The sequence below is a fragment of the Pseudomonas sp. BIOMIG1BAC genome, assembly GCF_001705995.2.
GTDB lineage: Bacteria > Pseudomonadota > Gammaproteobacteria > Pseudomonadales > Pseudomonadaceae > Aquipseudomonas > Aquipseudomonas sessilinigenes.
Genome location: NZ_CP049045.1, coordinates 1100295 through 1114331 on the forward strand (window position 1 = coordinate 1100295; position 14037 = coordinate 1114331).

Consider the following 14037-nt stretch of genomic DNA (forward strand, 5'->3'; position numbering starts at 1 on the left):
TTTGATTTTTTTATAGGTAATGTATACGTTACTTTAATGTTTGACTGTTACGTATATAGAACATGGATCATGCACTCATTACATTGCGTCTAGGCGAGCAGATTCGCCAGCGCCGCCTGAACCGCGGGTTGACCCAGGCCAGCTTGGCGTCCTTGGCGGGCATTACCCGGCAGAAAGTCATAACCATCGAAAGGGGCGATTTGTCGGTGGGCATGATGGCTTACGCACGAGTACTGGCAGCCCTGGACTGTGAGTTCACTCTGATGCCTGCCGCCATGCCCACATTGGATGAGATCCAGGGAGTGTTCGAGTGATGCCGGCCATGCTGCAAGTCGCAACGCCAGAGGGTGGGAGTGGAAAGGTCTTCAATACCGCCGGGGACTATCTGTTTCGCTACCACGAAGGCGCCGTGGCCCAGGCAGCTATCAGTCTGTTGATGCCTGTGCGCCTGGAGGAATACCGCTACCGCGAACTGCACCCGATTTTCCAGATGAACCTGCCGGAAGGTTATGTCCTGGAGCAGTTGCGCAACCGTCTGGCCAAATTGGTGAGCATCGATCCCATGTTGCTGTTGGCCCTGTCTGGCAGCAGTTCTCCCATTGGCCGGGTAATGGTGCACTCCCCTGAAATCGATGCGCTCTTGCAACGCCAGCAGTTTGCCGGAGAACGGCTTGAGGAAATCCTGGCCTGGGACGGTGCCGAGGATATTTTCGCTGGCCTGGTGGATCGCTACATCCTGCGCGCCGGTATCTCGGGCGTTCAGCCCAAGGTGCTGGTGCCTGAGCAGCAGGACGCCATGTCACCGCGTTTTACCTCGAAGACTTCCGACTTGATCATCAAGAGTGGCCGGGATGAGTTTCCAGGGCTGGCGATCAACGAATTTCTTTGCATGTCCATGGCCCGGGAGGCGGGGATTGCGGTTCCGGAGTTCTATCTATCCGCCAACGGCAAATTGTTCGTCATGCGTCGCTTCGATCGGGACGAGCGGCTCGATCCACTGGGGTTCGAGGACATGGCTGCGCTGATGGGGCTGGGTACCGAACAGAAGTACAGCAAGAGTTATTCGGCGATTGCCAAGGCAGTCCGCCTATTCTGTGCGCCCGAGCAGGTGCGGGGTTCGCTGGCCCAGTTGTTTGCCATGGTAAGCCTGAGTTGCATCGTGGGTAATGGCGATGCCCACCTGAAGAATTTTGGCCTGTTGTACTCCGATCCTACCCAGCGCAACGCACGGCTTGCGCCGGCCTACGACATCGTCAATACCACGGCGTATATTCCGGAAGATGTCCTGGCACTGGATCTGCTTGGCAACAAGTCTCTGTTCTCTTCGCGCCAGGGCTTGCTGGAATTTGCCAGGGTCTGTGATGTAGCACGGCCCGAAGAGGTCATTCGCGAACAGCTACAAGTTGTGGAGCGGGTGTTGGCCCGTTCGCCAGAATGGGTTGAACAAGCGCCCCAGGTCGTCGCCGCAATCAGGCAGTGTGCCGAGCCGTTCATGAGAACCTTCGGCTAGCTCCAGGCATACGCTGGCAGTCCCGATAGCCAGTGAGCTGCCAGAAACTCAAGCTTCCCCCCGCAATTCCTCCACATCGATCTTCTCGTCGCCGATCCAGCGCCGGGCGCCGCAGCCGTTGCGCGAGTAGATGTCCCCCGGGTTGTTCATCTTGCAATGGTCCATGGACATGCAGCCGCAGCCGATGCATTCCTCCAGGCTCATGTTCAGCCGTTCCAGCTCGGCGATGCGTTGTTGCACCCGGGCTTTCCAGGTGGCGGACAGGCGCTGCCAGTCCTGGCCCATGGGGGCGTGGTTGTTGGGTAGGCCGTTGAGCTGCTCGCTGATTTCCTCCAGGGAAAACCCCACGCGCTGGGCGAACACGATATAGGCCACGCGGCGCAGTACCGAGCGAGGGTAGCGGCGGTGGCCGCTCCCGGCGCGGGCCGAACTGATCAGCCCGCGGGACTCGTAGAAGCGCAAGGCCGACGCATTGACCCCACTGCGTCGGGCGATCTCGGTAATGGTCAGGTGCGGCTCGCCTTGGGAATACATGATTGCTCCATCGAGGGCTTTACTTAAAGTTCACTTTAACTTGTACCGTGCCGACTGAAAAATCAACGTTCGATTGTCGGGGAGTGCATGTCCGTGAATTCAGCCCAGCGAGTTCTCTTTCGAGCCCGTGGTGTGTCGCGAGGTGTCGCGTTGTACGGCGTGGTCCTGGCCTTGGCGGCCTGTGGTGAAACCCAGGCGCCCCCGGCGGCGCAGGCTCCGGAAGTGGAGGTCAGTACCCTGGCCTTGCGCAGCATCCGTGAGTGGGATCAGTTCAATGGCCGGATCAGTGCGGTGGACAGTGTCGACTTGCGGCCCCGGGTCAGCGGTTACGTCGATCGCGTGGCGTTCCGCGATGGCGAGCAAGTGCGCCGGGGCCAGGTGCTGTTCGAGATCGATCCGCGTCCCTATCGCGAGGCCCTGGCCAGTGCCGAGGCGCGCTTGCAACAGGCCCAGGCCTCGCTGCGCCTGGCCAAGGCCCAGGACCTGCGCGGCCAGGCGCTGGTCAAGCAGGCGGCGATCTCCCGTGAAGAGAGCGATATTCGCAGCGCCTCCCTGGGCCAGGGAACGGCACAGGTGAACGCAGCCATCGCCGACGTCGCCATGGCCCGGCTTAACCTGGGGTTCACCCAGGTCCGGGCGCCGTTCGACGGGCGCGCCGGACGGGCGCAGATCACCGCCGGCAATCTGGCCCAGGCCGATCAGACGATATTGACCACGGTGGTTTCCCAGGACCCGGTGTATGTCTACTTCGATGCCGACGAGCACAGTTTCCTGCGCTACAGCGAGCAGGCCGCAGCTGGCGCCCGCCCGGGCATTGCCCATCAGGTGCGGGTCGGTCTGGCCAGCCAGCGCGAGAGCTTTCCCCACACCGGCAAAGTGGACTTCCTGGACAACCGGGTCGACGCCACCACCGGCACCATCCGCGCCCGGGCGGTCCTGCCCAACCCCGATGGCAAGCTGACCCCTGGGCTCTATGCCCGGGTGCGCCTGGAGGGGGCCGGGGAAACCCAGGCATTGCTGGTGGACGATCGCGCGATCCTGACCGACCAGAACCGCAAGTACGTCTATGTGTTGGGCCCGCAAGACAAGGCGCTGCGCAAGGACGTGACCCTCGGTCGCCTGCTCGATGGCCAGCGGGTGATCGAGTCGGGCCTGGCCGTCGGTGACCAGGTGGTGGTCAGCGGCGCGCAGAAGATCTTCTACCCGGGCATGCCGATCCGGCCCAAGGAGGTGGCGCCGGCTGCCGCCAAGTCGCCATTGAGCCCTGATGCACCGGCGTTGTCGGCCCATTGACGGAGACGGAACATGGATTTCTCGAAGTTCTTCATCGACCGGCCGATCTTCGCCATTGTCTTGTCGATCATCATTTTTGCCCTGGGGTTGATCTCGATCCCGTTGCTGCCGTCGGGGGAATACCCCGAGGTGGTGCCACCCAGCGTCATGGTCCGGGCGACCTACCCCGGTGCCAACCCCAAGGAAATCGCCGAGTCGGTGGCGGTGCCCCTGGAGGAGGCGATCAACGGCGTCGAAGGCATCATGTACATGAAATCGGTGGCCGGTTCCAACGGCACCCTGGCCCTGACCGTGACCTTCAACCCGGGCATCGATCCGGATGCCGCCGCGGTACGGGTGCAGAACCGCGTCAGCCAGGCGTTGTCGAGGTTGCCGGAGGAGGTGCGGCAATACGGCGTCACCACCCAGAAGCAGTCGCCGACCCCGCTGATGTACGTCAGCCTGTACTCCAAGGAAGGCCAGTACGACTCCCTGTACCTGCGCAACTACCTGATCCTGCACGTCAAGGATGCCCTGTCGCGTTTGCCCGGTATCGGTGATGTCGGGGTCTACGGTTCTGGCGACTACGCCATGCGCCTGTGGCTGGACCCCGACGCCCTGGCGACCCGGGGCCTGACGGCGGCCGATGTGCTGGGGGCGGTGCGCGAGCAGAACGTGCAGGTCTCGGCGGGCCAGTTGGGCGCCGAGCCTTCGCCGCAGACCGCCGACTTCCTGGTGTCGATCAACGTGCGCGGGCGCTTGCACAGCGAGCAGGAGTTCGGCGATATCGTGCTCAAGTCCGGCAAGGACGGCCAGGTGGTGCGCCTGGCCGATGTGGCACGCATCGAACTGGGGGCCGGCGACTACACCCTGCGTGCCTCCCTGGATGGCAAGGAGCAGGCCACGGTGGGGATCTTCCTGCTGCCCGGGGCCAACGCCCTACAGGTGGCCGATGCGGTCTACGCCAAGTTCGACGAGCTGGCGCAGAACTTCCCCGAGGACGTCGCCTACAAGGCGGTCTGGGACCCGACGGTGTTCGTTCGCGAATCCATCGCCTCCGTGCAGCACACCCTGATCGAAGCCGTGATCCTGGTGGTGCTGGTGGTGATCGTGTTCCTGCAGACCTGGCGGGCCTCGATCATCCCACTGCTGGCGGTACCGGTGTCGATCGTCGGCACGTTCGCCTGGCTCTACCTGCTGGGGTATTCGATCAACACCCTGACCCTGTTCGGCATGGTGCTGGCCATCGGCATCGTGGTGGACGATGCCATCGTGGTGGTGGAGAACGTCGAGCGCTTCATCGCCCAGGGCCTGCGCCCGCGGGAGGCCGCGCACCGGGCGATGAAGGAAGTCTCCGGGCCGATCATCGCCATCGCCCTGGTGCTGTGCGCGGTGTTCGTGCCCATGGCCTTCCTCTCGGGCGTCACGGGGCAGTTCTACAAGCAGTTCGCGGTGACCATCGCCATCTCCACGGTGATCTCGGCGATCAACTCGCTGACCCTGTCGCCGGCGCTGGCGGCCAAGCTGCTCAAGCCCCACGATGCCGCCAAGGACCCCCTGGAGCGTTTTATCCAGCGCCTGCTGGGCGGCTTCTTCCGGGTGTTCAACCGTTTCTTCAATCGCAGCTCGGAACGCTACCAGGGCTCGGTCACCGGAATCCTGCGCCATCGTGGCAGCGTCTTCGCGGTCTACGGCCTGCTGCTGGTCGCCACGGTCTGGCTGTTCCAGATCGTGCCCGGCGGGTTCATTCCGACCCAGGACAAGCTCTACCTGTTCGCCGGTACCAAGCTGCCCGAGGGCTCCTCCCTGGCGCGCACCGATGAGCTGACGCGCAAGGTCATCGAGACGGCCCTGGGGGTCGAGGGCGTCGAGACGGCGCCAGCCTTCAGTGGCCTCAATGCCTTGCAGGGAACGAACACCCCCAACGTCATGGCGGCCTACATCATCCTCAAGCCGTTCGATCAACGCACCCGCAGTGCGGCGCAGATCAATGCCGAACTCAATGCCAAGCTGTCGCAAGTACACGAGGGTTTTGCCTACGCCCTGCTGCCGCCGCCGATCCAGGGCCTGGGCAATGGTTCGGGTTATGCCCTGTACCTGGAGGACCGCGAAGGCCTGGGCTACGGTGCCCTGCAAGGGGCGATCAGCGCCTTCCAGGCGGCGGTGGCGCAGACGCCGGGCATGAGCTTTCCGGTGAGTTCCTACCAGGCCAACATCCCGCAATTGGAGGTGCAGGTGGATCGGGTCAAGGCCAAGGCCCAGGGCGTGGCCCTGAGCGATGTGTTCAACACCTTGCAGGTCTACCTGGGTTCGGCCTACGTCAACGACTTCAACCTGTTCGGGCGGGTGTACCGGGTGATGGCCCAGGCCGACAGCCGCTATCGCCAGAGCGCCGAGGATATCGGCGCCTTGCGGGTACGCAACGACCGCGGCGAGATGGTGCCGCTGGCGGCGATGATCACCGTCACCCATACCTTCGGCCCGGACCCGGTGGTGCGCTACAACGGCTACCCCGCGGCGGGAATGATCGGCGATGCCGATCCCAAGCAGCTGTCTTCGGCCCAGGCCCTGGCCAAGTTGCAGGAGATCGCCGACCGGGTACTGCCCAAGGGCATCGTCCTGGAGTGGACCGACCTGAGTTATCAACAGGTGACCCAGAGCCATGCGGCCCTGGTGGTCTTCCCCCTGGCGGTGATGCTGGTGTTCCTGGTGCTGGCGGCGCTCTATGAAAGCTGGACCCTGCCCCTGGCGGTGATCCTGATCGTGCCGGTGTGCATGCTGGCGGCGCTGAGCGGGGTCTGGCTCAGTGGCGGCGACAACAACGTGTTCGTCCAGGTCGGGCTGGTGGTACTGATGGGCCTGGCGTGCAAGAACGCGATCCTGATCGTCGAGTTCGCAAGGGAGCTGGAGGCCCAGGGCCGGGGCACTGTCGAGGCGGCGCTGGAGGCCTGTCGCCTGCGTCTGCGGCCGATCGTCATGACCTCGGTGGCCTTTATCGCCGGGGCGGTGCCGCTGCTGATCGGCACGGGCGCCGGTAGCGAAATCCGCGCCGCCACCGGGATCACGGTGTTCTTCGGCATGCTCGGGGTGACGCTACTGGGCTTGTTCCTGACCCCGGTGTTCTACGTCACCCTGCGCAAGCTGGCCGGCGGCCCGGTACATGCCCTGGGCGCCGAGCCTGTCGAGGGCTGAGGCGCTCGGCACAGGGAAGCAACGGGTGCCTGTGGCGCCCGTTGCCGGTTCAGGCCCGCTGCGCGGCGATCACCATGATCTCGATGCGGTAGTGGGGCTTGGCCATCGGTGCCTGCACCAGCACCTGGATCATGGGCGCAGAGGGTTGATCGTACTCAACGGCCTCTGGTGCAATGCCGTGATCGGCACTGACACTGAACACAACAGATCGCCCTACGGACTGGAGAGCCTATGTATCCCGACGATTTCAACTTTTCCGGTTATCTCAAGGCCAGGGTCCTGACGGGAGATATCGTTTTTTCTGCCTTGGTGGATGCGTTGAGCGAGCGAGGCTATATCACCGAGGTGGACTTTCCCGAGGGCGCCGGGCTGTGTTCCAGCCACATGGAAGCGCTCAAGCAGCAAGAGTTCGACGAGCTGTTCGAGTTCTTCTACCCCAGGCGGATCAATGACATTCGCTTGCGCTGTATCGCCACCAACGAAGGTGGAGCCTGCCCGACCGGCGCCTATGCCTATGCCTTGATCAACAGCCGCCGGCTCACGGAGCAGGAAGGGTTGCAGATCCTGGAGCGGGAGAACTACCTGAGTGAGTTCTCCGAGCATGACCTGCAATGGGCCAGGGAAGAGTTGCTCGAATGCCTGGGGGCCAGTGTGCAGCGGTTGTCCGATAGAGACGTCCAGCATGAGCTGCAAAGACGCCAGGCCCAGGTGCTGCTGATCGAAGGGCGTTTGAAGGCCCTGGGGGTGCTGCCACTGAGCGAAGAGGAGCACGCCTGGCAAGCGCTGGATGCGCAGTTCCCCAACGCCCGCAGTCGGGATGTCGTCGAGTTGGAGGGGGTGCGTTACCAGCGGGTGTTCCGCCCCGCGCAAAAGGATGCCGAGGACAAGGTGACCAAGTGGGACAAGAGCTGGCGTCGGCTTGGCCAGGCCAGCGACGCCTGATGCCAGCCAGTCAAGCGAGGTGATTCCCTGTAGGAGCAGCCGGTCGACGCTCGATTGTTCGCGAGGGTCGTTAGCGATAGCGCGTGTTTACAGGGTAAACCCGGCGCTCTGAGGTCCATCGCGGGCAAGCCTCGCTCCTACAGGTTCCTTGGCTGGTTGGCATTGGGCGTCGAGCCGGGCTGTAGTCGCGGCCCAGGCGGCCGCGACCGATAGGATCACCGGCCGCTTGTCGGCGCGATTGCGTCTACGCCAGCGCCAGTCGCCGTGGGCGCAGCCAGCCGATGATCACGGCGGCGATCAGCAGGAAGCCCAGGTAGCCGAAGAACGGGTAGACCTGGCCCACCAGGCTGATGAAGCCCACCAGGCTGCCGACGAAGGCCAGGGCCCCGGCCAGGATCGAGCCGATGCGGAACTGCCGGGTGCCGGCGGGCAGCAGCCGGGCGGAGAAGGAGTACAAGGTGCCCACGGCGGTATTGAGGATCATGCAGAAGATGATCAGCGCCATCAGCAGGCCGAGGGTCGGCGAGACTTCGCTGGCGATCGACAGCATCGGCATCGGCAGCTCCGCCACGCTGTCCAGGCGTGACAACAGGCCGAGACTCATCACCAGCATCAAGAGACCCAGCATCGCACCACCGAGGATGCCGCCCCACATCGCCTGTTTCTCGCCCCTGGCCGCACCGCCCATGATGGCCAGGATCGGTACTCCGGCGACGATGTTGTAGGAGACATAGAGCAGGGCGCCCAGCAGCCAGTGACTGGCACCGGCCTGCTGCTGGCCGGCCAGTTGGTCGAGTTGCTGGAAGTCCAGGTGGCGGGTCGCGGCGCCGTACAAAGCGATACCCACGGCGGTGACGATCAGGAACGGGGTCACCGCGCCGATCATGCCGATCACCTTGTGCACGTCGAGGCAAACGATGGCCACCACCACCAGGGTCACCAGTACGCTGCCGGTGATGGCCGGGATGCCGAACTGCTGCTCCAGCAGGGCGCCGCCGCCGGCGAGCATGACCACGGTCACGGCGAACATGAAGAAGGTGATCATCAAGTCCACCAGGGTACCCAGGCGCCGACCGCAGAGGGCATGCACCACGTCTTTATGCGAAGCGGCTCGCAGGCGGCTGCCCAGGCTGGCCAGGGCCATGCCGAGGAAGGTGAACAGCGCAGCACTGACCACGGCGCCAAGCAGGCCCCAGACACCGAAATCGACGAACATCAGCAGCAGTTCACGACCGGAGGCGAACCCCGCCCCAACAATTACGCCGACGAAGGCGCCGGCGATTTTCAGACTTTCTTTCATGACGATTGGCCTCGGATTGTTCTTGTTATGTAAGGAGGACGCCACGGCGCTGGAGGGCCGTGGTCATCCTGGGCATCGCACTTGAAGGTTGGGCGGGTGGCTCAGTTATCCCCGACCCAGACCTGGACTTCGATCTCTACGTCCACGCCCAGCGCCAGTTGCGCAGCGACGGTGGAACGCACCGGGAAACCGTTCTTGAAGTAGCCCTGGTACACCTCGTTGAAGCCGGCGAAGTGCTGCATGTCGGTGATCCAGACGGTGCTTTTCACCACCTGGTCAAAGCTGGCGCCGCACTCGGCCAGGGTGTCACCGATGCGCTGCATGGCCGCGTCGGTCTGCACGCGAATATCGCCATGTACCACTTCGCCTTCGGCGCTCATGGGGATCTGCCCGGAGAGAAACAGGAAGCCGCCGACCCGGATCGCCCTGGAGAAGGGCAGGGGTAGGGAGCTGGGGTAACGCTGGATTTCGTTGGACATGGGGCTTTCCTCGTGGACTGGGATGGATTAACGCAAGCGTGCAGGGGCCAGGTGCTGTGGATCGACGCCTTGGCTCAACAGCTCTTCGGGGACCGGTTGCCCCAGCAGCAGGGCACTGGCCAGTTGCGAGACGCCGGCCGCCGACTGGATACCGTAGCCGCCTTGGGCGGCGAGCCAGAAGAAGCCTTCGCATTCGTCGTCCCAGCCCACCACCAGGTCGCCGTCGGCGACGAAGGAGCGCAGGCCGGCCCAGCTGTGGCGTGGACGGCGGATGTTCAGCGAGGTGGCGTTCTCGATGTGATAGATGCCGGTGGCGATGTCCAGCTCCTCGGGCATCACGTCCTGGGGTGGCACCGGATCGGCATTGGCCGGGGAGCCAAGCAACTGGCCGGCGTCGGGCTTGAAGTAGAAACTTTCATCGATGCCGATCACCGCCGGCCAGCGGCTGAAGTCGGTGTCTTGCGGGCCTTCGAAGGTGAAGGCGCTGCGCCGGCAGGGTTGCAGGCCAATGGGGGCTACGCCGCACAACCGGGCCACTTCGTCGGCCCAGGCGCCAGCGGCGTTCACCAGGCTGCGGGCCTGTACCTGGCGGCCATCCTTGAGCCTGAGGTGCCAATGACGGTCTTCACGCAGGGCTTCGACGATCTCGGCGTCGCACTGCAAGGTTCCGCCGGAGCGGCGCATGGCCCGCAGGTAGCCCTGGTGCAGGGCGTGCACGTCCAGGTCCTGGGCGGCGGTTTCGAGCATGGCGCCAGCGGTGGCTTCGGGGCGCAGGCAGGGCACCAGGGCCCGGGCCTGGTCGGCATCGATCAGGCGCACATTGGCCGAACGGGCGCGGGTTTCGTCGTAGGTCTGCTGCAGTTGCTCCAGCTGTTCGTGATTGGCGACGTACAGGCAGCCCCGGGGTTCGAGCAGCGGGTGCTCGCTGAAGCCTTCCGGAGGCCGTTGATAGAAGGCCCGGCTGGCGCGGGTCAGGGCCTGGATCTGCGGTGTGCCGTAGGCCTCCATGAACATCGCCGCCGAGCGCCCGGTAGCGTGGTAGCCCGGCTGCGATTCGCGTTCCAGCACCAGCACGCTGGCCTGGCCGGCCAGGCGGTAGGCCAGGGAGGCTCCGGCAATACCGCCGCCGATGATGACGAAATCGAAGCATTGGGTGTCGTGCATGGCGAACTACCTTCATTGTCCGGAAAGGGTTGCGAGAAAATTCTCTCATACGAGAAATCTAAGATATGAGAATTTTCCAGTCAACAGGAGATCATGGGGTAATATTTCGCCATTGGCCCCGGCTCCTGTCGCGGCAGTCCTTATCCGCCAGACAGAGAGTCTCCATGAGTGCCGACCGAGCCCAGCCCGCCTCGTGCTCCCCCGCCCATCCACTGACCGACCGGACCCAGGTCGGCGCGCGCCTGCGCAGCATCCGCAAGGCGCAGAAACTGACCCTCAAGCAGCTCTCGGAGCGTTCCGGCGTGGCACTGTCGACCTTGTCGAAAATGGAGCTGGCCCAGGTTTCGGTGAGTTACGAGAAGCTTGCGGCGGCGGCCCGGGCCCTGGGTGTCGACATCGCCCAGCTGTTTGCCCCGTCGGCCATGGCCAGTCGGGCGGTACAGCCCACGGTGGTCAGTACCACCATCGCCGACGCCCCGGGCTACAGCACCGGCAACTATGACTACCACCCCATGGCCGGTGATTTCCCCGGGCGCAACATGACGCCCATGTATGCGCGGATCTTCGCCCGTGAGTTGCAGCAGTTCGAGGACTACATCCGCCACCCCGGGCAGGAGTTCGCCCTGGTGCTGTCCGGGCGGGTGCGCATCCAGTTCGAGACGGGGGAGCAGGTGAGCATCGGGCCGCAGGAAACCGCCTACTTCAACAGCAGCATCGGCCATATCTACCTGGCCGAAGGCGCGGAAGACGCCGAGGTGATGGTGGTGATGTCCGAGCGCTGAGCCCGGTGCCTGCTGGCCCAGGCCCGGGAAAGGCCTGGGGCGAGGGAGAGGTCAGCGGGCCAGGGATTCGTCGAGGAATTTCACCACGGTGCCCATGCAGGCCATGCGTTCCTCGATGTGGGGCATGTGGCTGGAGGCTTCGAACAGCGCCCAGCGAATATCCGGGACGTGGTCCAGGAACGGCTTGACCACGGTTGGCGTGGCTTCGTCGTGGCGCCCTGAAATCAACAGGGTCGGCACCTTGATCCGATGCAGGTCATCGACGATGGACAGGTCCTTGGTGTTGCCGATGATGTGGAATTCGTTGGGGCCGGTCATGGCGTGGTAGACGGTCGGATCGGCATCGACCTGGGCGAAGGTGCGCGCCACTTCGTCCGGCCAGGGGCTGATCCGGCACACATGGCGGTCGTAGAACACCCGTGATGCGGCAAGGTATTCGGCGGCCCCGTAGTGACCGACCCGCTCGTGCTCGAGCAGCGTTTGCTGCACGTCCTCTGGCAGGAGCTGGCGCAGGCGATTGGCTTCCTCGACCCAGGTGCGCATGTCCGCCGGGGAGTTGGCGACGATCAGCGCGCGCAGGCCGGCCGGCTGCCGGGCCGCATGGGCACTGGCCAGCATGCCGCCCCAGGATTGCCCCAGCAGTGTGTAGTCGTTGCTGATGCGCAGGTGGTCCAGCAGGTTGTCCAGTTCCTCGAGGAACAGCTGCAGGTTCCAGAACGCAGGGTCCTTTTCCGGCAGGTGGGTCGAGTGGCCGTTGCCCAGCTGGTCGTAGTGGATCACCGGGCGGCCGCTGCTGGCGATGTCCTTGAAGGCATCGAGGTAGTCATGTGTGCAGCCTGGGCCGCCATGTATGACCACCAACGGTGTATGGCCGCTGTCCAGGTCGCCGGTGATGCGATACCAGGTCTGGTAGGGACCAAAAGGTGCAAAGCCTTCGCGTGTTGCCAGAAGTTCCATTTCTTGCCGCTCTCTGAAAAACCCTGCAACACACGATACCGGGGCGGCGTCCCGGGAATAACTAGAGAAACAGATAGGTTTTGCCGGGCTTCAGTTGTCGAGCAGCCGGTAGTGCACGGCCCTGACCACGGCCTGGACACGGTTCTTGGCCCCCAGCTTGTGCATGGCCGAGGTCAGGTGGAGGGTGATGGTGGCCAAGGAACGGTTCAGGCGTTTGGCAATCTCGGCTGCGGTCAGGCCATCGGCGGCGAATCGCAGGCACTCGCGTTCGCGCTTGGTCAGGTGGACCGGGCTGGTGCCGGATTCTTTTTCCAGCAACGGGAAGGCGGCTTCCTGCAAGGCGTGGGAAATCAGCGTGAAGTCGCCGAGGGTCTGGCGGGCATCCTGCAGCGGGTCGCCATTACCGTCCGATCTCAGGCCCGTGAGCGTGGCAAAGCCGCCCTTGGGCAAGTGAATCGGCACGGTCACCCCGCAGGTCATTTGCGAGTCGTGCAGGTAGTCCACCACGGGAGCATGGTTTTTCCCGATGAACGATTGCAGCACGGTCTCGTCGTCCGGGCGATAGGACCAGGCAAAAGGGGAAACGGCATTGATCGCCACATGCTGGACGGGATCGATCTGATAGAAACCTTCCTGGCACCAGAGCGATTGCCAGTCACGGGGGGTGTTGCGCAGCCTGACCACCGAAGGGGTGAGCAATATTCCCTCGTGGTCCAGCGGTACCGGACTGTAGTCGTAGACCAGGGTATCGAAGCCCAGCGCCTGGGCCATGCGCAATACGTTGTCCATCTGTTCGTCCAGGCTCCTGCCGGACATGAGACGGGCATTGAAATCAGACAGCTTGGTCTGCATCCATTCAGCTCCCTTGGCAATTTCAATCCTGAAATTGGGCCGGTAGAATGCCACGCCCGGACAAAGGACTGCCAGACCAAACCTATAGGAAATACTAGGTTATGGACGTACGGCTTCCTCGGTAAGGTTGCGCCAAAAGGGCATTGACCAGATGGAGAACAAGGATGTGGCGTGAAGTAGAGCCGGACCAGCGATATGAAGTGCAGGTCGATGGCCACAAGGTGGTGGCCTATGGGTTTGGCGAAGGTGATGAGGTGCTGCTGTGCCTCAATGGCGGTCCGGGACTGCCCTGCGATTACCTTCGCGACAGCCATGGCTGGCTCAAGGAGCATGGGCTGCGAGTCATTGCCTTCGACCAGCTGGGCACCGGTGCTTCGGACCGACCCACCGACAAGGCCCTCTGGGATATCACCCGCTATGTCGCCGAGGTGGAAACCGTCCGCCAGACCCTCGACCTGGGCCGGGTGCACCTGCTGGGCCACTCCTGGGGTGGCTGGCTGGGGATCGAATACGCCATCCATCATCCCCAGGCGCTCAAGACCCTGATCCTGGAAAACACCGCCGGCGACCTGCCGCACCTGTCCTTGGAGCTGGAGCGCCTGCGCAGTGCCCTGGGCAGCGAGACCGTGGCGATGATGCAGCGCCACGAGGCCATGGGCACCCTGGAGCATCCCCAGTACCAGGCCGCTGTCACCCTGCTCAACTACCGGCACGTGTGCCGCCTGGACCAATGGCCGGCGCCGGTGAACCGTTCCCTGGGCGATTGGAATATGGGACCGTACGTCACCATGCAGGGGCCCAACGAGTTCCTATATACCGGCAATCTCAAGGACTGGAACCGCATCGAGCAGATGTCGGGCTTCCAGATGCCGGTGCTGATCACCACTGGCCAGCACGACGAGCTGACGCCCGCCTGCGCCATGCGCATGAAGATGGCGCTCAAGGATGCCGAGTTGCATGTGTTCCCCAACAGCAGCCACATGCCGTTCTACGAAGAGCCCCAGGCCTATTTTCCGGTACTGCTGGATTTCCTGCGGCGCCATCGGAGCTAGC

Annotated in this window: 14 protein-coding genes; 7 read left to right on the plus strand and 7 right to left on the minus strand. The window is 63.7% G+C overall.

Annotation, left to right across the window (positions count from 1 at the left end):
• Nucleotides 1-62 precede the first annotated feature (62 nt).
• Together ATY02_RS04995 and ATY02_RS05000 are read left to right on the plus strand one after the other, a co-directional pair.
• A complete protein-coding gene (locus ATY02_RS04995) occupies nt 63-314 on the plus strand; it encodes a helix-turn-helix transcriptional regulator (protein ID WP_022638979.1) in 252 nt (83 codons plus the stop codon).
• Entirely contained in the window at nt 314-1510 is a 1197-nt protein-coding gene (locus tag ATY02_RS05000) for a type II toxin-antitoxin system HipA family toxin (protein ID WP_068577469.1), read from the plus strand. The genes ATY02_RS04995 and ATY02_RS05000 overlap by 1 nt, the downstream gene beginning before the upstream one ends.
• 48 nt (nt 1511-1558) lie before the next feature.
• Here ATY02_RS05000 and soxR read toward each other — a convergent pair whose 3' ends face one another.
• Nucleotides 1559-2044 carry a redox-sensitive transcriptional activator SoxR gene (gene soxR, locus ATY02_RS05005; protein ID WP_068577471.1) on the minus strand — a complete coding sequence of 162 codons (486 nt, stop codon included), beginning with the start codon at nt 2042-2044 and terminating at the stop codon, nt 1559-1561.
• Between the two features lie 87 nt (nt 2045-2131).
• Here soxR and ATY02_RS05010 point away from each other — a divergent pair, with 87 nt between their 5' ends.
• Together ATY02_RS05010 and ATY02_RS05015 are read left to right on the plus strand one after the other, a co-directional pair.
• Nucleotides 2132-3337, plus strand: a complete 1206-nt coding sequence (locus ATY02_RS05010) for an efflux RND transporter periplasmic adaptor subunit (RefSeq protein WP_068577474.1) — start codon at nt 2132-2134, stop codon at nt 3335-3337.
• A gap of 12 nt (nt 3338-3349) precedes the next feature.
• On the plus strand, nt 3350-6508 hold the full coding sequence (locus ATY02_RS05015) for an efflux RND transporter permease subunit (RefSeq protein ID WP_068577476.1): 3159 nt from the start codon (nt 3350-3352) through the stop codon (nt 6506-6508).
• Between the two features lie 49 nt (nt 6509-6557).
• Here the strand turns inward: ATY02_RS05015 and ATY02_RS05020 are convergent, their stop codons facing one another.
• On the minus strand, nt 6558-6710 hold the full coding sequence (locus tag ATY02_RS05020; protein ID WP_164823610.1) for a hypothetical protein: 153 nt from the start codon (nt 6708-6710) through the stop codon (nt 6558-6560).
• Nucleotides 6711-6739: 29 nt separating this feature from the next.
• Between ATY02_RS05020 and ATY02_RS05025 the strand changes: the two genes are divergently transcribed.
• Nucleotides 6740-7450 carry a hypothetical protein gene (locus ATY02_RS05025; protein ID WP_068577477.1) on the plus strand — a complete coding sequence of 237 codons (711 nt, stop codon included), beginning with the start codon at nt 6740-6742 and terminating at the stop codon, nt 7448-7450.
• Nucleotides 7451-7694: 244 nt separating this feature from the next.
• On the opposite strand, the gene ATY02_RS05030 is transcribed toward ATY02_RS05025, so the two are convergent.
• From ATY02_RS05030 to ATY02_RS05040, 3 genes are all read right to left on the minus strand, one after another.
• Complete coding sequence (locus tag ATY02_RS05030; RefSeq protein ID WP_068577480.1) at nt 7695-8750, minus strand: hypothetical protein; 1056 nt, start codon at nt 8748-8750, stop codon at nt 7695-7697.
• A gap of 101 nt (nt 8751-8851) precedes the next feature.
• On the minus strand, nt 8852-9229 hold the full coding sequence (locus tag ATY02_RS05035) for a RidA family protein (RefSeq protein WP_068577482.1): 378 nt from the start codon (nt 9227-9229) through the stop codon (nt 8852-8854).
• Between the two features lie 27 nt (nt 9230-9256).
• Complete coding sequence (locus tag ATY02_RS05040) at nt 9257-10393, minus strand: NAD(P)/FAD-dependent oxidoreductase (RefSeq protein WP_068577483.1); 1137 nt, start codon at nt 10391-10393, stop codon at nt 9257-9259.
• A gap of 164 nt (nt 10394-10557) precedes the next feature.
• On the opposite strand from ATY02_RS05040, the gene ATY02_RS05045 reads away from it, so the two are divergent.
• Complete coding sequence (locus ATY02_RS05045; RefSeq protein ID WP_068577485.1) at nt 10558-11175, plus strand: helix-turn-helix domain-containing protein; 618 nt, start codon at nt 10558-10560, stop codon at nt 11173-11175.
• 51 nt (nt 11176-11226) lie between these two features.
• On the opposite strand, the gene ATY02_RS05050 is transcribed toward ATY02_RS05045, so the two are convergent.
• Nucleotides 11227-12132 (minus strand): proline iminopeptidase-family hydrolase, encoded by a 906-nt coding sequence (locus ATY02_RS05050; RefSeq protein WP_068577487.1) that lies wholly within the window; start codon nt 12130-12132, stop codon nt 11227-11229.
• 90 nt (nt 12133-12222) lie between these two features.
• Nucleotides 12223-12984: a LuxR family transcriptional regulator gene (locus tag ATY02_RS05055; RefSeq protein ID WP_068577489.1), complete on the minus strand. Its 762-nt coding sequence runs from the start codon at nt 12982-12984 to the stop codon at nt 12223-12225.
• Nucleotides 12985-13148: 164 nt separating this feature from the next.
• Between ATY02_RS05055 and ATY02_RS05060 the strand changes: the two genes are divergently transcribed.
• On the plus strand, nt 13149-14036 hold the full coding sequence (locus ATY02_RS05060; RefSeq protein WP_068577491.1) for a proline iminopeptidase-family hydrolase: 888 nt from the start codon (nt 13149-13151) through the stop codon (nt 14034-14036).
• Nucleotide 14037 lies beyond the last annotated feature (1 nt).